At 73.4% G+C, this 18,032-nt stretch carries 19 protein-coding genes and 1 pseudogene; 12 read left to right on the top strand and 8 right to left on the bottom strand.

Annotated features, from left to right (window positions below; genetic code table 11):
* The first annotated feature begins 191 nt into the window (after positions 1-191).
* Both ABZ444_RS30260 and ABZ444_RS30255 read left to right on the top strand, forming a co-directional pair.
* On the top strand, positions 192-1,301 hold the full coding sequence (locus ABZ444_RS30260; RefSeq protein ID WP_358003991.1) for an alanine racemase: 1,110 nt from the start codon (positions 192-194) through the stop codon (positions 1,299-1,301).
* 14 nt (positions 1,302-1,315) lie between these two features.
* Positions 1,316-2,080, top strand: a complete 765-nt coding sequence (locus tag ABZ444_RS30255; protein WP_358003988.1) for an SDR family oxidoreductase — start codon at positions 1,316-1,318, stop codon at positions 2,078-2,080.
* On the opposite strand, the gene ABZ444_RS30250 is transcribed toward ABZ444_RS30255, so the two are convergent.
* Positions 2,066-3,148, bottom strand: a complete 1,083-nt coding sequence (locus ABZ444_RS30250; RefSeq protein WP_358003985.1) for an STAS domain-containing protein — start codon at positions 3,146-3,148, stop codon at positions 2,066-2,068. The genes ABZ444_RS30255 and ABZ444_RS30250 overlap by 15 nt on opposite strands.
* A 104-nt stretch (positions 3,149-3,252) precedes the next feature.
* Positions 3,253-4,854, bottom strand: coding sequence for an IucA/IucC family protein (locus ABZ444_RS30245; RefSeq protein ID WP_358003982.1), 1,602 nt, complete (start codon positions 4,852-4,854; stop codon positions 3,253-3,255).
* An 80-nt stretch (positions 4,855-4,934) separates the two neighbouring features.
* On the opposite strand from ABZ444_RS30245, the gene ABZ444_RS30240 reads away from it, so the two are divergent.
* Genes ABZ444_RS30240 through ABZ444_RS30230 form a run of 3 tightly spaced genes read left to right on the top strand, consistent with a single transcriptional unit; the run spans position 4,935 to position 8,577 of the window.
* On the top strand, positions 4,935-6,524 hold the full coding sequence (locus ABZ444_RS30240) for an IucA/IucC family C-terminal-domain containing protein (protein ID WP_358003979.1): 1,590 nt from the start codon (positions 4,935-4,937) through the stop codon (positions 6,522-6,524).
* A 55-nt stretch (positions 6,525-6,579) separates the two neighbouring features.
* Positions 6,580-7,428 carry an alpha/beta hydrolase gene (locus ABZ444_RS30235; RefSeq protein ID WP_358003976.1) on the top strand — a complete coding sequence of 283 codons (849 nt, stop codon included), beginning with the start codon at positions 6,580-6,582 and terminating at the stop codon, positions 7,426-7,428.
* A gap of 39 nt (positions 7,429-7,467) precedes the next feature.
* Positions 7,468-8,577: an L-dopachrome tautomerase-related protein gene (locus ABZ444_RS30230; RefSeq protein WP_358003973.1), complete on the top strand. Its 1,110-nt coding sequence runs from the start codon at positions 7,468-7,470 to the stop codon at positions 8,575-8,577.
* Here ABZ444_RS30230 and ABZ444_RS30225 read toward each other — a convergent pair.
* Positions 8,574-8,780 carry a hypothetical protein gene (locus ABZ444_RS30225; RefSeq protein WP_358003970.1) on the bottom strand — a complete coding sequence of 69 codons (207 nt, stop codon included), beginning with the start codon at positions 8,778-8,780 and terminating at the stop codon, positions 8,574-8,576. The two genes, ABZ444_RS30230 and ABZ444_RS30225, sit on opposite strands and share 4 nt — an antisense overlap.
* Positions 8,781-8,947: 167 nt before the next feature.
* Between ABZ444_RS30225 and ABZ444_RS30220 the strand changes: the two genes are divergently transcribed.
* From ABZ444_RS30220 to ABZ444_RS30210, 3 genes are read left to right on the top strand one after another with little or no spacing between them, the layout of a single operon-like run.
* The gene (locus ABZ444_RS30220; RefSeq protein WP_358003967.1) at positions 8,948-9,370 is read left to right on the top strand and encodes a hypothetical protein; all 423 of its coding nucleotides are present in this window, start codon (positions 8,948-8,950) and stop codon (positions 9,368-9,370) included.
* Positions 9,358-10,251, top strand: coding sequence for a hypothetical protein (locus ABZ444_RS30215; protein WP_358003964.1), 894 nt, complete (start codon positions 9,358-9,360; stop codon positions 10,249-10,251). The genes ABZ444_RS30220 and ABZ444_RS30215 overlap by 13 nt, the downstream gene beginning before the upstream one ends.
* Before the next feature lies 1 nt (position 10,252).
* Positions 10,253-11,023 carry a hydrogenase maturation protease gene (locus ABZ444_RS30210; protein WP_357975069.1) on the top strand — a complete coding sequence of 257 codons (771 nt, stop codon included), beginning with the start codon at positions 10,253-10,255 and terminating at the stop codon, positions 11,021-11,023.
* Here the strand turns inward: ABZ444_RS30210 and rfaE2 are convergent.
* On the bottom strand, positions 10,995-12,458 hold the full coding sequence (rfaE2, locus tag ABZ444_RS30205) for a D-glycero-beta-D-manno-heptose 1-phosphate adenylyltransferase (protein WP_358003961.1): 1,464 nt from the start codon (positions 12,456-12,458) through the stop codon (positions 10,995-10,997). The two genes, ABZ444_RS30210 and rfaE2, sit on opposite strands and share 29 nt — an antisense overlap.
* Positions 12,459-12,648: 190 nt before the next feature.
* Here rfaE2 and ABZ444_RS30200 point away from each other — a divergent pair, with 190 nt between their 5' ends.
* The 4 genes from ABZ444_RS30200 to ABZ444_RS30185 are packed head-to-tail and all read left to right on the top strand — an operon-like array spanning position 12,649 to position 15,535.
* The gene (locus tag ABZ444_RS30200; protein ID WP_358003958.1) at positions 12,649-13,752 is read left to right on the top strand and encodes a glycosyltransferase family 9 protein; all 1,104 of its coding nucleotides are present in this window, start codon (positions 12,649-12,651) and stop codon (positions 13,750-13,752) included.
* Positions 13,745-14,128, top strand: coding sequence for a hypothetical protein (locus ABZ444_RS30195; RefSeq protein ID WP_358003955.1), 384 nt, complete (start codon positions 13,745-13,747; stop codon positions 14,126-14,128). Before ABZ444_RS30200 ends, ABZ444_RS30195 begins: the two co-directional genes overlap by 8 nt.
* A gap of 51 nt (positions 14,129-14,179) precedes the next feature.
* The gene (locus ABZ444_RS30190) at positions 14,180-14,758 is read left to right on the top strand and encodes a helix-turn-helix domain-containing protein (protein WP_358003952.1); all 579 of its coding nucleotides are present in this window, start codon (positions 14,180-14,182) and stop codon (positions 14,756-14,758) included.
* A gap of 42 nt (positions 14,759-14,800) precedes the next feature.
* The gene (locus ABZ444_RS30185) at positions 14,801-15,535 is read left to right on the top strand and encodes an SDR family oxidoreductase (RefSeq protein WP_358003949.1); all 735 of its coding nucleotides are present in this window, start codon (positions 14,801-14,803) and stop codon (positions 15,533-15,535) included.
* 1 nt (position 15,536) lies between these two features.
* Here the strand turns inward: ABZ444_RS30185 and ABZ444_RS30180 are convergent, their stop codons facing one another.
* The 4 genes and pseudogenes from ABZ444_RS30180 to ABZ444_RS30165 form a co-directional block, all read right to left on the bottom strand.
* Positions 15,537-16,013 (bottom strand): MFS transporter, encoded by a 477-nt coding sequence (locus tag ABZ444_RS30180; protein ID WP_358003946.1) that lies wholly within the window; start codon positions 16,011-16,013, stop codon positions 15,537-15,539.
* Positions 16,014-16,115: 102 nt separating this feature from the next.
* A pseudogene (locus ABZ444_RS30175) lies at positions 16,116-16,575 on the bottom strand (MFS transporter); the annotation flags it as partial.
* A gap of 119 nt (positions 16,576-16,694) precedes the next feature.
* A complete protein-coding gene (rbsD, locus tag ABZ444_RS30170) occupies positions 16,695-17,084 on the bottom strand; it encodes a D-ribose pyranase (RefSeq protein WP_358003943.1) in 390 nt (129 codons plus the stop codon).
* The gene (locus ABZ444_RS30165; protein WP_352358764.1) at positions 17,081-18,025 is read right to left on the bottom strand and encodes a substrate-binding domain-containing protein; all 945 of its coding nucleotides are present in this window, start codon (positions 18,023-18,025) and stop codon (positions 17,081-17,083) included. Before ABZ444_RS30165 ends, rbsD begins: the two co-directional genes overlap by 4 nt.
* Between the last annotated feature and the right edge of the window lie 7 nt (positions 18,026-18,032).

The following is an 18,032-nucleotide window of genomic DNA, read 5'->3' as shown; positions in this document are numbered from 1 at the left end:
GTCGCGGCCGTTCGTCAGGCCGTGACGCCCTCGACGCTCTGGACGCCCTCCTGCTCCTCGTCGCGCATCGGGCCGAGCCTGATGCGGACTCTTTCCTCGTCACAGAATGCAGTTCCGAAAACCCCGCCATAGCCCCCTAGTTCCGTGTAGCGGAATGGTAGTGCGGGATACGGAACCAATGCTATTTTCTGATGACCTTCGAGAGGGGCGAACCACGCATGTACCCCGAGATCGACACCCCGGCACTGGTCATCGACCTCGACGTGGTCAGGCACAACGTCACCGAGATGGCCAAGGCCGCCGCACGGCACGGCGTCCGCCTGCGTCCGCACGTCAAGACCCACAAGATGCCCGAGCTGGCGTTGCTGCAGCTCGAAGCCGGGGCGACCGGCATCACCTGCGCCAAGCTGGGCGAGGCCGAGATCATGGCGGACGCCGGGATCGACGACATCCTGCTCGCGTTCCCGATCTGGGGCGAGGCCAAGCTGCGCCGCCTGGCCGCGTTGCGCGAGCGGGCCCGGGTGCGGGTCAGCCTCGACTCGCCGGAGGTGGCGGCCGGGCTCGGCCGGCTGCCGGGGCCGCCGATCGAGGTGCTGGTCGAGGTGGACACCGGCCAGCACCGGCTGGGCCGCCCGCCGGGCCGTCCCACCGCCGACCTGGTGACCGAGATCGCCCTGGTCCCCGGCGTGGACGTCGTCGGGCTGCTCACCCTGGCCGGGCACGCGTACCACTCAAGCAGCCCGGAGGAGCTGGCCGAGACCGCCCGCCGCGAGGGCGAGGACCTGGTGGCCACCGCCGAGCTGTGCGCCCGCGACGGCATCGAGCTGCGCGAGATCAGCGTCGGCTGCACCCCGACCGCCCGGCACGTCGCGGGCGTGGCGGGGGTGACCGAGATCCGGCCCGGCACCTACATCTTCAACGACGCCTCGATGATGCGGCTCGGCGTGGCCACGGAGGGCACCACGGCGGCGCGCGTGCTGGCCACCGTGATCGCCAGGCCGACGCCGGAACGGGTCGTGTTCGACGCGGGCACCAAGTGCCTGACCTCCGACGGCAGCGGCATGCCCGACTGGGTCAGGGTGGCCGGGCGGCCGTACGTGCACATGGTGTTCCTCAACGAGGAGCACGCCGTCGCCCGCCTCGACCCCGAGCACGCCGGCGAGCTGCCCGTCGGCACGCGCGTGCAGCTCGTCCCGAGCCACGCCTGCTCGGTCGTGAACCTCTTCGACGTCGCGCACGGCGTCGAGAACGGGCAGGTCACCACAGGTCTGCGCGTCGCGGCACGCGGCGCGGTGCGTTGAGGAAGGACGGCGTCATGCGGGGACTGGCCGGGAAGCGGGTGCTGATCAGCGGGGGCAGCAGCGGCATCGGCGCCGCCACCGCCCGCAGGTTCCTGGAGGAGGGCTCGCGGGTGGTGCTCACCGGGCTGGACGGCGACGAGGTCGGGCGCGCCGTCGCCGAGCTCGCGCCGCTCGGCGAGGTGAGCGGGCTGACCGGCGACGTCAGCTCGGAGGACGACGTCGCGCGGCTGGTCGCGGGCGCGATCGAGGCCATGGGCGGCGTGGACGTGCTGGTCAACAACGCCGGCACCGCCTGGCGGGAGCCGTTCCTGGAGATCACCCCCGGCCACTGGGACCGGATCATCTCGGTGAACCTGCGCGGCATGTTCCTGATGGCCCAGACCGTCGCCCGCCACCTGGTGGAACGGGGGACGGGCGGCGTGATACTCAACATGTCCTCGACCAACGGCCTCGGCGGCGAGGCCGACTACGCCCACTACAACGCCTCCAAGGGCGGCGTGCTGCTGCTGACCAAGACCATGGCCGTCGAGCTCGGCAAGCACGGCATCCGGGTGAACGCCCTGTGCCCCGGCTACATCCGCACCCCGCTGAACGCCTCGATCTCGTCGGGGCTCGCCGACGACTTCGTCTCCGCCTACGAACGCGACCACATCCCGCTGGGCCGGGCCGGGCTCGCCGAGGAGGTCGCCGCCGCCTACGCCTTCCTCGCCTCGGACGACGCCGCGTTCGTCCACGGCACCGAGCTGGTGATCGACGGTGGCCAGCTAGCGATCATGTGAGTCGCCGGGGCGCGGCACCTTCATGGCGATGATCAGGCCGTGCCCGGAGTCGTCGGTACGCAGGTGGGACAGCTCGACGGTGAGCTGCGTCGGCCGGCCGCGGCCGTTGACCGCGTCGAGCGCGACCCTCCTGGCTCCGGCCCGGGTCGTGCCCCCGGCCGGCGTGTCGCGGACGAGCGGGACGATCCGCTCCACCGGCAGCCCCGTGCCCAGCGAGGCCAGCGGACGGCCCACCGCCTCGCCGGCCCGCACCCCCCACAACTCCTCGGCCCCCGCCCCCCAGATGAGCACCCGCATGTCGGCGTCGAGCACCACCACCGCGTCGCCCAGCCCGTGGAGCAGCGAGGCGGTGATCCGGCCGACCGCGTCGAGCTCGGCCGTGCGGGCGACCAGCGCGTCGTTGGCGCGGCGCAGCTCGGCGGCGCGGGCGGTGAGCGCGTCGTTGGCGTGGCGCAGCTCGGCGTTGGCCGAGCGCAGCTCGTCGTTCGCGCGCTCCAGGTCGGCGTTGGCCGAGCGCAGCCGGCCGACGATCGCGGACCAGCGGCCGGGTGGCGGCAGGTTCTCCTGGCGGTCGGGGGTGATGGGCGTCTCGTCCCGTTGCGGCCGCAGCCGGCGGGTGCCGTGGTGCTGCTCGGAGCGGCGGTCGCGGGCCCCGCGGAAGCAGGCCAGGTGGCGGCTGACCGGCCTGGGCGGGCCGGTCTGCTCGTAGATCTCGACGCCGGTCCCGGCCAGGGCCTCGGGCATCGTGCTGAACAGGGGGATCGCGGTGCCGCCGTGCTCGGTCATGAGCGCGATGAGGCGGCACAGCGCGGGCTGGGCCTCGGCGACGGCCAGGTGGCCGCCCTTCTCCAGCATGGCCCGGTGGGTGATCGCCAGCTGTTCGAGGCCGTTCAGGTCGCAGAACCAGAGGTCGCCCGCCGCGACGATCACGTGTTTCACCCGCGAGCGCGGCAGGGGGTCGAGGAAGGCGGCCAGGATGGGGCTGGTCGTCGAGTCGAGCTCGCCCGCCAGGGCGACCACCAGGGTGGTGTCGCCCACGGGCACGAGCCGTACTGAGAGCTGCATCATCGGATTCGCTCCTTCCCTGAACTCTGCGTGATCGGAGATCGACGCGCCGCAGGGTCCGGCTGCATGCCCCATACTCCTCCTCCTGCGGGAAAAGAGCCAGGCGCTCACCGTGCGTGAGCGAGGGTCCAGCAGGCTCCCTGGGTGAGGGGGTTGGGCAGCGTCGTCCAGCTGTCGCCGGGCGGGGCGCCCGCGAGCTGGGCGAGCAGGTGGGCCTTCACCCGGATCCGCTCGCCGAACAGGGCCTCGCGGTCGGCGCGCACGTCGGCGGTGTCGGGGAGCGCGTCGAAGGCCCGCCGCACGGCCTGCGCCACGACGGCCCACAGACGTGATTCGGCGGTCCGGTCGCCCTCTCCCAGAAAGGAGACGAGACTGCCGAACGTGGTGCCGACGAGCGAGCCGAACAGCTTGGCGTGCAGGACGCCTGGGTCGTCGCTGAGCAGCCGGGGGCTGACGGGCGGCGTCCCGAAGCCGTTGCGGGCCAGCCGGGCCGGGCTGATCCGGACGTCGGCCAGGTCGCGGTAGACCAGCTCGACCGGGCGGCCCCGCCGGTCCAGCACGACCAGCAGGTTCTGGCCGTGGGCCTCCAGCGCGACCCCGAGGGCCAGCAGGCCGAGCGCCGCCGCCGTCGCCACGCCGGCGAAGGCCGCCAGCCACTCGCCGGCCCGCTCGCCTCGTGGCGCGTCCCACTGGGCGGGGGCGGTGAGGGCGGCGACGGGCAGCACGGTGTGGCCGGGCACGCGGGGCGTCGGATCGCGCAGCATGACGGACAGGTCGGCGGTGTGCTCGCCGTGCACGGCCCCCGCGGCGCCGGACAGGTAGCGGGCGATGCGCGGACGTCCGCCGAGCCGCGCCGACAGGGCGGTGAGCAGGTCCGACAGGGGGACGCAGTCGCGTACCGAGCCGGGGGAGATGTCCCTGACGCCGGAGGTCATCCGGGTGGTGAACGCCGTCTTGAGGTGCGGGCCGCCGTCCAGGGGCGCGAGGGTCCGTACGGACATCAGCGGATGGCACGGCAACGCCCCGATCGCGTAGGGGCGCACCCCCAGCCCGGCCAGCACGTGCCGGGTCTGCCAGGGGTGGACGGGCAGCAGCAGCCGGTCGCCGTCCATGAGCGAGTTCGGCCACGGCCCGGTGACCAGGCATTCGGCGGCGGGCACCGCCACCAGGTCGAGCGCGACGACGGGCCGGTGCTCCGGCATGTACGCCAGTTGCTCGGCCACCGACACCCCCGGCCGGTTGCGGCAGCCCGGATGGTAGGGATGGCCGTCGACCACGCTCTGCTCGTACCGTTCCGGTCCCGGCTCGCGGAGCGGGGAGGCCGCGCCCGCCCGGGACAACGCCAGGGAGGCGACGCTGTTGTCCAGGTCGGCGACCAGCCCCTCCGCGCCGGGCAGGCCGAGCGCCGCCAGCAGCTCGGCCGGGTCCGGGTACGGCACGCCGTCCAGCCGCAGCACCGGCTCGTCGGCCAGGTCGTACGGCAGCCGGGTCCGGCCGGTCAGCTCGCGGCCGTCCGAGAGGCGTACGCGCAGGTCGTCACCCACGGCGACCGGCTCGGCGAGGCCGGGCAGGGGCTCGCAGAGCAGGCCCCGCCACAGCCGTCCCATGACGGCGGCCCGCGCCCCGGGCAGGGCCGCGGCGTAGCCGGGCGTCAGGTCCGGGCGCACGGCGGCCAGCTCCCTCGCGAACCGCGCCGCGGAATGCCGCATGAACCCCCCCGTATCCAGGAACATGCCCAGGTGAGAACCCTGTGGACACTGATCGGTACAAAAGGGTAGGACAGGTCGCCATGGCATATATCGACGGCCTCCTCCCACCGGCCGGTCCGGCACCCGAGGCGCAAGACCACCAGGCGGCGGACGGGGCCGAGGCCCTCGCGGTGACGGCCCTGCTCAACTGCCTGCTCCGCGAGGTGGCCGAACCCGCGACCGCCGAGGACGGCGTGTGGCTGCTGCCCGCGACCGGGCACACCCTGCACGTCCGCCCCGGACGGTACCCCGGCGCCCCCGCCCTGCGCACCCCCGGCGGCCCGCGCCCGCTCTCCCTGGCCGGCCTGGTGGCGCTGACCGAGGACGAGCTGCGGACGCGCACCGGCCACGCCAACCCGTCCCTGGCCAAGGAGATCATGGAGAGCCGGGACGTCATGGCCGCGCTGCTGTCGGCCCAGCGCGCCACCACCCCGCCCGCCGACCTGTACCTGCGCTCGGAGCAGGCGCTCGTCGCCGGTCACCGCTACCACCCGGCTCCCAAGGCGCGCGGCGGATCAGGCCCGGACGCCTGGCTGCCCTACTCGCCGGAGGCGCGCGCGAGCTTCCCGCTGCCGCTGCTCGGGGTGCCCGCCGAGGCGCTGGTCGAGCAGGGCGACGCGAGCGCGCTCGACCGGCTCGGCCCGCCCGCCCCCGACGGCCTGACGCTGCTGCCCGCCCACCCCTGGCAGGTGGAGCTGCTGGGCGGACTCAAGGAGCTGCGCCACCTCGGCGTCACGCCCGCGCGGGCGGTGGCGACGGCCTCGATCCGCACGGTGTACCTGCCGGAGGCGGACCTGTTCTGCAAGTTCAGCCTGGACGTGCGGATCACCAACGACATCCGCCGCCTGTGGCTGCACGACCTGCGCTGGCTGGGCCTGATCGACGACCTGCTGGGCGTGGCGTTCGACGACCTGCCCGAGCACCGGCCGCGGCCCGCCGTCCTCGGCGACCGTGGTTACCGCAGCCTGGAGCTGGGCGGGGACGGCGGCGAGGCGCTGGCGGTGATCGTCCGCGACGGGCTGGGCGGGCACCTGCGGCCGGGGCTGACGGCGCTGCTGGCCGCGGGGGTCAGCGAGGGCTTCCCCGGCAACCCGCTGGACGGCCTCGACGCCGGCCAGGCGCTCGCGTGGTGGCGGCGTTACCTCGACCACGTCGTGCCGCCGGTCCTGCACGCCTACTTCCGACACGGCGTGGTGCTCGAATGCCACCTGCAGAACGTGCTCATCGGCGTGGACGGGCGGGGCCTGCCCGGCCAGGCGATCTTCCGCGACCACGAGGGGGTCAAGCTGACCGCGGACCGCCACAGCCTGCCCGGCGCCCGCACGCCCGTCGTGAGCCCCGCCTACGGCTGGGAACGGCTGCTGTACTGCCTGGTCGTCAACAACCTCTGCGAGATCGCCGGAGCCGTGGCCCAGCGGCACCCGGAGCTGCGGGCCGAGTTGTGGACCGAGGCCAGATCGGTGTTCGCCGGCTGCGCCGAGGACCACGGCGAGCCCGAGGAACTGCGCGAGCTGCTCGCCGGCGCGTACGTACCCGCCAAGGCCAACCTGCTGCTGCGCTGGCTGGAGGCGGACGGCGCGGACATGCGGTGCGTGCCGATGCCCAGCCCTTTGCGACTCTTTACGCCATAAGCTATCCTCGCCGAGGACAACGGTTTACGGTGTATCGAATTCAGGGAGGCCGCCGGTGACCACGGCGAAGCTGCACGACGGAAGCACCATCGAGACGGAGGTCCACGGCTCGGGCCCGGTGCTGCTCCTGGCCGTCAACCCCAAGCCGGTCGAGGGCGAGGCGGCCGAGGAGATGCGGAAGTGGGGGGCCGACCCCGCGCTCGGCCGCTCGCTCATCGACGGCCTCTCCGACGGCTTCCGCGTCGTGGCCTTCGACTACGAGGGCCACGTCCTCGCCCATCCCAAGCCGGACACGCTCACCCCCGACAACGTGGCGGCCGACATGTTGTCGGTGGCCGACGCGGTCGGGGCCGACCGGTTCGCCTACTACGGCTACTCCTGGCTGGCGCTCAGCGGACTCCAGCTCGCCCTGCGCACCGACCGGCTCTCGGCGCTGGTCATGGGCGGCTACCCGCCGCTCGGCGGGCCCTACGCCGAGATGCTGAAGGTCACCGAGGCCACGTACGAGATGGCCGTCGCGCCCAAGACCGCCACGCCGCCGGCCACGGGGACGGGCGAGCCGGGCGACTGGTCGTCGACCGAGGTGACCCTGAGCGAGGGGCAGGCCAGGCAGTTCGCCACCCTGTACCGGGCGCTGCGCGGGTTCGACGACAGCCAGGTGCGCCTGTCCTGCCCCCGGCTGTGCTTCGTCGGCTCCGCCGACGAGATCGTCTACGACGAGCGGTGGGGCGGCACCCACGTCAGCATCGCCGGGCCGGTGCTCCGCGAGCGGGCCGCCATCGAGGCGCTGGGCTGGGACGTCGAGGTGCTCGACGGGCTCGACCACGCCGGGGCCATGCAGGCGGCGAACGTGCTGCCGATCCTGCGGCCGTGGCTGCAGAAGGCGCTGTTTCTCCCGGCCTGAGCTGGGCAGATGCCCGGCGGGTCCGGGAACGGGGGGAACATGGCGAAGGGGAGCGGCCGCGACGGCGTTCAGCCGGTCGATGAGCCCATCGGGAAGCTGGAGCTCGTGCACGCCTTCGAGTCCGGCCCGATGCCGACCGGCGTCACGGTCTCCCGTGCCGGCCGGATATTCGTGAACTTCCCCAAATGGGGTGACGACGTTCCGGCGACCGTGGTCGAGCTGCGGGACGGCAACGCCGTCCCCTACCCGGACCGGGAGTGGAACACCGAGGCCGACGAGCCGTCGAAGTGGCTGGTCTCGGTGCAGAGCGTGGTCGTCGATCCCATGGACCGGCTGTGGATCCTCGACACCGGCAGCCCGATGTTCCGGCCCACCAGGAAGGGCGGCCCGAAGCTCGTCTGCGTGGATCTGGAGACCGACACCGTGGTCAAGGTCATCATGTTCGACCGCGGTGTCGCCCTGGAGACGTCCTACCTCAACGACGTGCGGTTCGACCTGCGCAAAGGGGTCGCCTACCTCACCGACTCCGCCGACAAGGGGCCCAACGGGATCGTCGTGGTCGACCTGGCCAGCGGGCAGGCGTGGCGCCGGTTGCACGACCACCCGAGCACCAAGGCGGAGCGGCCGCCGGACTTCGTGCCGGTCGTGGAGGGCCGGCCGTTCCTGGAACGGCCGCAGGACGGGCCGCCGTCGCCCGTCCTGATGGGGTCGGACGGCATCGCGCTCCCGGCCGGCGGCGAGCGGCTCTGGTACTGCCCCCTGCTCTCCCGCCGCTGGTACAGCGTGTCCACGGACGCCCTGGTCGACCGCACGCTGGACGACACCGAAGTGGCGGCGACGGTCAGGGACGAGGGCGACAAGGGCGGCTCGGCCGACGGCCTGGAGGCCGACGACGCCGGGCACATCTACCTGACCGACTGGGAGCACAACGCGGTGCTGCGCCGGATGCCCGACGGCACGATCGACACCCTGGTCCACGACGCCCGCCTGCTGTGGCCGGACACGCTGTCGGTGGCCGACGGCCACCTTTACGTGACCGCCAACCAGCTGCACCGGCAGGCCAGGTTCCAGGAGGGGCAGGATCGGCGGCGGTACCCGTACGCGCTGTTCCGGGTGCCGATCGACGCCGGGCCGGTCCGGCTGGTCTAGCGGCGCGGGCGGGGCCGGGCCGAGGCGCCCACGACGACGCCGTACAGCAGGTGGTCGGCCTCCACCAGGGCCGGGCGGCGCTCCACCGGGACGTCGCGGAAGAGCCGCGGCGCGGTCCTGCGCAGGACCGGGTGGCCGCGCCTTTCCTGCGCCGGCTGAGCCTCTTCGGACAGCTCGGGTCGCGTGGGCAGGGTCTGGGTCATGGTTTGCCGCCTTCGTCGACGCGGTATGCCCGCTACGTAGAGGTACTGATCGGATACCGAACGACGCCATCGCTAAACCTCTGCACTGGCCACTTGGGGGGCTTAAGGCCGATGAATGCCGCTAAATACGACAGGTTTCCCGACGGCGTGACCGTCCTGGGGGCGTCATGTCGCTGAACGCACGCATCGGCAGGATCGAGAGCCTGCTCGAACGGGCCGAACCGCCCGCCGTCGAGCTGGCCCAGGCCCTGCTCGACCTCTACGGCGAGGGCCTGACGCGGATCATGGCGGCGGCCGACGACGACCTGGCCGCCCGGCTGGCCGCCGACGACGTGGTCGCGCACCTGCTGCTGCTGCACGACCTCCACCCGATCGACGTGCGGACCCGGGTCGAGGACGCGCTGCGCGGCACCGGCGTCGAGGTGATCGCGGTCGAGGGCGACCTCGTACGCCTGCGGCTCGCCGACGGCGACGGCGGCAGCTCGGCGGACGCGGTGCGCCGGGCCGTGCGCGACGCGGCCCCCGAGGTCGAGCAGGTCGAGATCGTCCGGTCGGCGCCCGGCGTGGGGGCCGGCAGATGGACCACGTGAGGCGCATCGCCCGCGCCGTCCTCTACGGGGGCTACCTGCTGTGGCCCAGCCGCCACTCCGCCCCGCCCGACCGGCGGCGCTGGACGTTCGGCGGCGTGCACCCCGAGTCGTACGGCCGGGCGCACGAGGGCAACCCGTGGCTGACCCAGACCCAGTGCCTGCTGGAGGCCGGCGGCGACGACGTCGTGGACGTGCACGTGCGCTTCCTGCACCTGGTCACCTGCGAGGTGGCCGTGCAGCGCGAGGGCGAGCTGGTCTGCGTGCCCGAGCTGACCGTCGGCGGCGCCCGCCACCTGCCCAGGGAGGAGGCCAAGGAGCGCGAGGTGGCCGAGACCGGGCTGCGCCTGGCCGACCTGCTGGCCTGCCCGGCCGGGATGGAGATCGACGTGCCCCCGGGCCAGCGGGCCGAATGGCTCGACGGCGAGGGCGTGCTGCTGCGCGGCTGGGAGGCGCTGAGCGGCCGGGCCGAGGTGTTCGCCGAGCGGCTGCGCGAGGGCCTGTTCCGGCTCACCGTCCGGGTGGCGAACACCAGCCCGTGGCAGGGCGACTCGCGCGCGGAGGCCATGAAGCACACCCTGATCTCCGCGCACACGGTCGTGAGCTCGCCGGGCGGCCGGTTCGTCTCGCTGACGGAGCCGCCCGAGGGGCTGCGCGCGCTCGCTGCGGGCTGCCACAACATCGGCACCTGGCCGGTGCTGGTGGGCGAGGAGGGCGAGCGGCACACGATGTTGTCGGCCCCGGTCATCCTCTACGACCATCCCAAGGTCGCGCCGGAGCGCGGCACGTTCGACGACATGGAGATCGACCAGCTCCTCGACCACTGCGCCGCGCTCACCCCGGAAGAGCTCATGCGCCTGCACGGCACCATGCGGGAGACGTGACATGGACACTCGGTACCCGACGGAACGGCCGGGCCCGGCCGAGGCGATCGTCGACGGCGTGCGGCTGGCCCCGGGCAGCCGGGTGCGCCTGCGCCCGAAGAGCCGCGCCGACATCCTCGACCTCGCGCTCAACGGCCGCCTCGCGGTGATCGAGAGCGTCGAGCGGGACGACGACGGCGGCTTCCACGTCGGCGTCACCCTGGCCGGCGACCCGCTGCGCGACCTGGGCGAGTCCAGGCTGCCGTGCCACCGGTTCTTCTACTCGGCCGAGGAGCTCGAACCCGTCGGAGGAGGCTGCCGCCCGCGCGTCCTGGTGGCCGGGATCGGCAACGTCTTCCTCGGCGACGACGGCTTCGGCGTCGAGGTCGTGCGCCGGCTGGCCGACGACGACCTGCCCGCCGACGTGCTCGACTTCGGCAGCCGCGGCCTCGACCTGGCCTACGCGCTCCAGCGCGACTACGAGGCCGCGATCCTCGTGGACGCCGCGCCGCGCGGCGAGCCACCGGGCACGCTCACCCTGCTCGAACCGGACATGCCCGGCCTGGGCGGCATCGCGGCCGAGAGCCACGGCCTCGACCCGGTCAAGGTGCTGCGCATGGCGCGCGAGCTCGGCCGGGTGCCCGCGCGGGTGCTCGTGCTGTGCTGCGAGCCGGCCCGGCTGGTCACCGACGACGTGCTGGTGGAGCTGAGCGAGCCGGTGCGCGGGGCGGTCGAGGAGGCGGTGCGGATGGTGCGCTCGCTGGTCATGGACGTGCTGGCGGAACGGGCCTGATCCCGTCCGGCTCGCCGGGCACCGAGCGCATGCGGCCGATGATGGCGGTCGTCGAGCGGTCGGGCAGGTAGTCCAGCACCAGCACCTCGCCGCCGAGCGAGCGCACCAGCGGCGCCTCCGGCAGCATCTCCGGGGTGTAGTCGCCGCCCTTGACGTAGATCTCCGGCCTGATGAGCCGGAGCAGGCGTTCCGGGGTGTCCTCGTCGAACTCGGTCACGTAGTCCACGTCGTTCAGGGCGGCCAGCACCGACATGCGGTCCTCGCACGGGTTGAGCGGGCGTCCCGGGCCCTTGAGCCGGGTCACGCTGGCGTCGCTGTTGACCGCGACCACGAGCACGTCCCCGAGCTGCCCGGCCTGCTCCAGGTAGCTGACGTGGCCCCGGTGCAGCACGTCGAAGCAGCCGTTGGTGAACACGATGCGCTCGCCCCTGCGCCGGTGCTCGTCCAGGAGCTGGGCCAGGCGCTCGGCCGCCTGCACGGTGCCCTCCTGGCGGCGCAGGGCGCGCAGCAGCTCGTAGCGGGTGCAGATGGACGTGCCCGCGCGGCGGACGACCACGCCGGCCGCGGCCTGGCCCGCCTCGGCGGCCTCCTCCGGCGTCGCGCCGGCGGCCAGCCAGAGCGAGAAGGCCGCGGTGTAGGTGTCGCCCGCGCCGGTCGCCATGTGCTGGGGCGCGGGCCGGGCGTAGGTCCGGTACGGCGGACAGCCGGCCCGGTGCAGCAGCGTGCCCTCGCCGTCCAGGGTGGTCACCACGATCCGGGCCCCGGTGGCGGCCAGGATCTGCGCGGACCGCGCCATCAGGTACGCCGGCCGGTCGGCCGCGGCGTCCACCTCGCCGAGCAGGCCCACCACCTCGGCGTAGTTGGGCAGCACCGCCGCCGGCGCGCACTCGCCCCAGGGCGCGACCGCGTGCGCGTCCACCACGAGCAGCGGCAGCCCGGCCAGCGCCCGGCGCACCGCCGGGGTGAACACGCCGCCGCCGTAGTCGCAGGCCACGACGACGTCCGCGCCCGCCACGGCCGCGGAGACGCGGGCCAGCAGCTCGCGTTCGGCCTCGGGCGGGATGACGTCGAGGTCCTCCTCGTCGTAGCGGGCGGTGAGCTGGCCGCTGGTGACCAGCCGCCGCTTGTGCGCGGTACGCCGCCCCGGCACCGCCTGCAGGTCCGTCTCCACGCCGAGCAGGCGCAACGCCTGGACGAGCTGGTCGCCGCAGGGATCGTCGCCCACGACGCCGACGAGCCGGACGCGGGCCCCGAGCGCCGCCAGGTTGGCCGCGGTGTTGCCGGCCCCGCCCGGCGCGTCCTCGACCGCCTCCAGGCTCATCACGGGCACCGGCGCCTCCTGGGCCAGCCGCTTGGCCGAGCCGTGCAGCCACGAGTCGAGCATGACGTCGCCGACGACGACCGCGCTGACCGTCTCTTCCCTCAGGGTGCCCATAGAGGGCGAGTACCTGTAGAAGCCCAGCTCAAACGCATAACGGCTCAAATAGGTTCGTCCGAAACCGAAGTTATGGGCCATCCCTGCCGGGTAGCCGGGCCGCTATGTACGGCCCTTCGGACACCGGGCTGCTGCCCAGGCGGGCCTACCGCCTGGAGCTGCCGACCACTGTCGCGGACAGGAGCGCGGAATGCTACGACTACATGCCGGGGACCCCATGACGGCCCGGCCCGGCCTGGTCGAGGGCGTGCGGAGCATCGCCGTCCTGCGGGCCAACGCGATCGGCGACTACCTGGTCGCGCTGCCGGCCATCGAGGCGATCAAGCTGGCCTACCCCGACGCCCGGCTCACCCTGCTCGGCACGCCGTGGCACGCCGAGTTCCTGTCCGGGCGGCCCGGGCCGGTGGACGACGTGGTGGCGCTGCCGCCGATCACGGGGGTCTCGACGTCGGAGACCGGCTACGCGGTGCCCGGCGGGGCCCGCGCCGAACTGCGGGAACGGGCGTTCGACCTGGCGGTGCAGATCCACGGCGGCGGGCGCTTCTCCAACCCGTTCCTCCGCTCGCTCGGGGCGCGGGTGACCGCCGGGCTGCGTTCCCCGGACGCCGAGGAGCTGGACCGGTGGGTGCGCTACACGAACTTCCAGCACGAGACGCTGCGCTTCCTCCAGGTCGCCGACCTCGTCGGCGGGGTCGCCGGGCAGCTCGAACCGGTGGTCGCCGTCACCGGCCGCGACCGGGCGGAGCTGGCCGAGTCGTTCGGCGAGCCGCCGGCCGGGCTGGTCGCGCTGCATCCGGGAGCGACGGACCCGCGGCGGCGCTGGCCCCCCGAACGTTTCGCCGAGGTGGCCGACCGGCTGGCCCGGCCCGTCGCGGTGACCGGGAGCTGGGCAGAGAAGGACCTGGTGGAGGCGACGGTCGCGGCCATGCGCGGGCGCGCGCACCCGGTGATCCCGGTCGTCGGCACGCTCACCCTCGGCGGTCTGGCCGCCCTGTACGAGCGCTGCGACCTGGTGGTCGCCAACGACACCGGCCCGCGCCACCTTGCCGCGGCCGTCGGCACGCCCACCGTCGCGGTCTACTCGTGCGTCAACGTCATCAACGCGGGGCCGCTCAGCACGACCGCGCACCGGCCGCTGATCTCCTGGACCACCCGGTGCCCGACCTGCGGCGCGAGCGGCGTGGACGTGGAGGCCGAACGCTGCGAGCACGACGGGACGTGGGTCGCCGACGTCTCGGTGGACGGCGTGACAGAACAGGCAGAAGACCTACTGAAGGGAAACCGAGATGACTGACCAGGCCGTGCTGGACGAACTGCAGGAAGCCCTGGACGAGGCGTTCCAGGGACGGGACCGGGTGGCGATGCGCGAGGTGTACGCGCGGGTCTCCGCGCACGTGCACATCCCCGCCGACATGCTGGCCCATCTCAACGAGGTGCCCGAGGGCAGCTACTCCAGGGAGGAGATGGCCGAGGCGATCAACGACGTCATCAGGCGGCGCGGCGAGCAGGACAGCCTGGGCCTGCTGAGCATCCCGCGGCAGCGGCCGGTGGAGGAGACCGCCGCCGCCGAGCGGGCCGTCGCCGACGACACGCCGCTCGAATACCTCAACCCGCCCAAGACCCGGCCGGACGACGGCCAGGCCCCGGAGTTCCGCGAACCGGGCGCATAGAGGAGCCCTCCTAATTAGACCGTTCGTTCTTGAATGTGGTAGCTTCGCCGGGTGGCACGGAGCAAGGAGTTCGATCCCGAGGTCGCGCTGGACCGGGCGCTCGACCTGTTCTGGGAGCGCGGTTACGAGGCGACCTCGATGGCCGACCTGGTGGAGCGGCTGGGGCTGGCGCGGGCCAGCATCTACGGCACCTTCGGCGGCAAGCGGGAGCTCTACGTCAAGGCGCTGGAGCGCTACCTGGCCCGGCGCAACGTGGTCGAGCCGCTGGCCCAGCCGGGGCCCGCGGTGCCGGCCGTCCGCGCCTTCCTCGACGCGTACGTGGCCGAGATCCTCGCCGACGAGCTGCGGCGCGGCTGCATGGTCGTCAACACGGCCGTGGAGTTCGCCTCCCGGGACGCCGAGCTGGCGCGCCGGGTGACGGCGAGCTGGGCCGAGCTGGAGACCGCGCTGGCCGCCGCGCTGGTCCGCGCCCGCGCCCAGGGGGAGATCCCCGGGTCGAAGGACCCCTACGCGCTGGCCAGGTTCCTGCTCGTGCTGCTCCAGGGCCTGCGCGTGCTCGGGCGGGCCGACCCCGACCCGCGCCGCCTGCGCGACGCGGTCGAGCAGGCCATGGTTGCCGTGCAAATTTGAGACCGATCGTTCTAGGAGTTTGTCGTGTTCGAAGGAAAAGTCGTGCTTGTCACCGGGGCCACCGGGGTCGTGGGCCGGGCCGCCGCGCTGGCGTACGCCAGGAAGGGCGCGTCCGTGCTGGCCGCCGGGCGTGACACCGGGCGGCTCGGCGCGGTGGTCAAGGAGATCGAGGCGGCGGGCGGCCGGGCCGCCGGCTTCACCGCGGACGTCACCGACTCGGCCTCCGTCGCCGCCATGGTCGAGGCCGCCGTCACCCGCTACGGCGGGCTCGACGTGGCGCTGAACGCCGCCGGCGTGTTCGGCATGCTGGCTCCGGTGGCCGACTACGACGAGGACACCTGGGACACCGTGCTCGCGGTGAACCTCAAGGGCGTGTTCCTGTCGATGAAGCACGAGATCGCCCACATGCGCGAGCACGGCGGCGGCGTGATCGTCAACGTGGCCAGCAACCTGGGCGCCCACTGGCGACTGCCCGGGGCCGCCGCCTACGCCGCCTCGAAGGCCGCGGTGAGCCATCTGACCCGCACCGCCGCCCGCGACCACATCGCCGACGGCGTCCGCGTCAACGCCGTCAGCCCCGGCCCCATCGACTCGCCCATGTCCACGCGCCCCGGCGAGACGCCCGCCGAGCGCGACGAGCGCATGCGCGACGCCCTGCCCATCGGCCGCGTCGCCACCCCGGAGGAGATCGCCGCGGCCGCGCTGTGGCTGTCCTCGCCGGAGTCCAGCTTCGTCGTCGGCCAGGACCACGTGATCGACGGCGGCGCCACGGCCTGACTCAGCCGGCGGCGGCCGGCGTACGGGTCTCCTTCATGGCCAGCACCGCCACCAGGCTGATCAGCCCGACGCCGGCCATGTACGCCGACACCGACAACGACGTGCCGGTCGACTTCTGCAGGGCCGCCGCGACCAGCGGGGCGAACCCGCCGCCGAGCAGCGCGCCCACCGCGTACGAGAAGGAGACCCCGCTGTAGCGGTAGCGGGGCTCGAACATCTCGGCGAACAGCGCCGACTGCGGCCCGTACGTCGCGGCGAGCCCTACGTTGAGCACCACCACGGCGACCACCATCAGCGCCGCCACCTTGGTGTCCACCAGCAGGAAGAACGGCACGGCCCACACGACGAGGAGCACCGAGCCGGCCAGGTAGACCGGCTTGCGGCCGATCCGGTCGGACCAGATCGCCGTGGCCACGATCCCGGCCAGCCAGGTCAGGCTGCCGATGATCACCACGACGAGCATGAGGTTCCTGCTCACCTTCAGCACCTGGGTGCCGTAGGACAGGAGGTAGGCGAGGCCAGCCCCAGCTCGCGAACTGCGCCTCCGACAGCCCGGCCGTCACCGCGACGTACACCAGTTGCGCCAGGATCAGCCCGGCGGGCACGCCCACCTGGGAGTACAGCCCGTAGCGGCCGCGCTTGCCGGGCGGGGCGTGCTCGACGGCCAGCAGCGCCGCGCCGCCCCACTCGCCGCCGGCGCTGAGCCCCTGCAGCAACCGCAGGACCAGCAGCAGGATCGGGGCCAGCACCCCGATCTGGTCGTAGGTGGGCAGCAGCCCGACGCCGACCGTGGCCGCGCCCATCAGCAACAGGGACGCGACCAGCATCGCCTTGCGCCCGAGCCGGTCGCCGAAGTGCCCCCACACCAGGCCGCCCACGGGCCGGGCCAGGAACCCGACGCCGAGCGTGGCGAACGCGGCCAGGGTGCCCGACGCGGGCGAGAGCGGGGAGAAGAACTGGGAGCCGAAGACCAGCGCGGCGGCCGTGGAGTAGATGAAGTAGTCGTACCACTCGATCGTGGTGCCGACCGCGCTCGCCATGGCGACGCGACGGAGTTGGGCGGGATCCGGCTCTGCTGCCTCGTGGGTCATGGCGCCTCCCTCGACGCCAGAGTAGATCTTCCTCCGCCCGCTTCCCAGTGGCCCGGGCCAGGCGTCCCCTAGAACGCCACCCCGCACCGCAGGATCACGTTCGCGTACGGCGTGGCCTCCCCCGTGCGGACGGCCAGCCGCACCCCCGCCGACAGTCGCTTCAGCTCCTCGTGCGGCACGTACGCCAGCCCCGGCAGCCGGGCCGCGAGCAGCTCGGCGCAGCCGGGGTTGCCCGCGTGCACCTCCTCGGCCGCCGTGGCCCCCTCGACGACGAGCTCGGCGAGCAGCCCGTCGAGCACGTCGGCGAAGGCCGGGATGCCCGGCAGGAAGGCCAGGTCGACGACCCGCACGCCAGGCGGCACGGGCATCCCGCTGTCACAGACCAGCACCTGGTCGGTGTGGCCGAGCCGGGCCATGGCCCCCGCCAGCTCGGCGTTCAGAATCCCCGCGCGTTTCACTGGAAGTCCGCGACGTTCTCCTTGGTCGCCACCTTGACGGGCACGGCCACCGTCTTGTCGATGGTCTCGCCCTTGGCGGCCTTGACCGCGGCCTGCACCGCCTGCTGGCCGAGCAGCGACGGCTGCTGGGCGACGCTGGCGGCCAGCGTGCCCGCCTGCACCGCCTTCAGGCCGTCGGGGGTGCCGTCGAAGCCGACGACCTTGACCTGCTGGCCCGCCTTGGCGCCCAGGGCCTTGATCGCGCCCAGCGCCATCTCGTCGTTCTCGGCGAAGACGCCGGTGATGCCGGGGTTGGACTGGAGCATGTTGGTCATGACGTCCAGGCCCTTGGTGCGGTCGAAGTCGGCCGGCTGCTTGGCCACGACCTTGATGTTCGGGTACGCGGCGATGCCCTCGGCGAAGCCCTGGCCCCGGTCGCGCGAGGCGGACGTGCCCGCCGTGCCCTGCAGCACGACCACGCTGCCCTTCTCGCCGAGCTGCTTGGCCAGCTCCTGGGCGGCCAGCTTGCCGCCGGCCACGTTGTCGGAGGCCACGGTCTGGGCCACCTCCGCGCCGTTGACGCCGCGGTCGGCCGCGATCACCGGGATCTTGACCCGGTCCGCCGCCTTGACCGCCGGGGCCGCCGCGTCGGAGTCGACCGGGTTGACGATGATCGCCTTCATGTTCTGGCTGGTGAAGTTCTGGACCTGGTTCACCTGCTGGGAGGCGTCGTTCTGGGCGTCGGTGACGGTCAGCGTGACGCCCTCCTTCTTGGCCTCCGCCTCCGCGCCGCTGCGCAGCTGCACGAAGTAGGGGTTGTTCAGGGTCGACACCGACATGCCGATCTTGATGTCCCCGCCCCCCGAGGACGAGCCTCCGGAGCCGCCGTCGCCGGAGGAGCCGCAGGCGGCCAGGCCGAGCGTGAGCGCGGCGCCGGCCATGACAATCGCGGGAATCCGCATGATCTTT

This window comes from Nonomuraea sp. NPDC005730 (assembly GCF_040630865.1).
Classification (GTDB): Bacteria; Actinomycetota; Actinomycetes; order Streptosporangiales; family Streptosporangiaceae; genus Nonomuraea.
The sequence above is the reverse complement of the archived record's forward strand: the minus strand, read 5'-3'. Positions and strand labels throughout refer to the sequence as shown.

Excerpts from the sequence above, each read along its gene's own strand:
- ABZ444_RS30260 (WP_358003991.1), top strand. The coding sequence starts at position 192 with ATGACCTTCGAGAGGGGCGAACCACGCATGTACCCCGAGATCGACACC.
- ABZ444_RS30255 (WP_358003988.1), top strand. The coding sequence starts at position 1,316 with ATGCGGGGACTGGCCGGGAAGCGGGTGCTGATCAGCGGGGGCAGCAGC.
- ABZ444_RS30250 (WP_358003985.1), bottom strand. The coding sequence starts at position 3,148 with ATGATGCAGCTCTCAGTACGGCTCGTGCCCGTGGGCGACACCACCCTG.
- ABZ444_RS30245 (WP_358003982.1), bottom strand. The coding sequence starts at position 4,854 with ATGCGGCATTCCGCGGCGCGGTTCGCGAGGGAGCTGGCCGCCGTGCGC.
- ABZ444_RS30240 (WP_358003979.1), top strand. The coding sequence starts at position 4,935 with ATGGCATATATCGACGGCCTCCTCCCACCGGCCGGTCCGGCACCCGAG.
- ABZ444_RS30230 (WP_358003973.1), top strand. The coding sequence starts at position 7,468 with ATGGCGAAGGGGAGCGGCCGCGACGGCGTTCAGCCGGTCGATGAGCCC.
- ABZ444_RS30225 (WP_358003970.1), bottom strand. The coding sequence starts at position 8,780 with ATGACCCAGACCCTGCCCACGCGACCCGAGCTGTCCGAAGAGGCTCAG.
- ABZ444_RS30220 (WP_358003967.1), top strand. The coding sequence starts at position 8,948 with ATGTCGCTGAACGCACGCATCGGCAGGATCGAGAGCCTGCTCGAACGG.
- ABZ444_RS30215 (WP_358003964.1), top strand. The coding sequence starts at position 9,358 with ATGGACCACGTGAGGCGCATCGCCCGCGCCGTCCTCTACGGGGGCTAC.
- ABZ444_RS30210 (WP_357975069.1), top strand. The coding sequence starts at position 10,253 with ATGGACACTCGGTACCCGACGGAACGGCCGGGCCCGGCCGAGGCGATC.
- rfaE2 (WP_358003961.1), bottom strand. The coding sequence starts at position 12,458 with ATGGGCACCCTGAGGGAAGAGACGGTCAGCGCGGTCGTCGTCGGCGAC.
- ABZ444_RS30200 (WP_358003958.1), top strand. The coding sequence starts at position 12,649 with ATGCTACGACTACATGCCGGGGACCCCATGACGGCCCGGCCCGGCCTG.
- ABZ444_RS30195 (WP_358003955.1), top strand. The coding sequence starts at position 13,745 with ATGACTGACCAGGCCGTGCTGGACGAACTGCAGGAAGCCCTGGACGAG.
- ABZ444_RS30165 (WP_352358764.1), bottom strand. The coding sequence starts at position 18,025 with ATGCGGATTCCCGCGATTGTCATGGCCGGCGCCGCGCTCACGCTCGGC.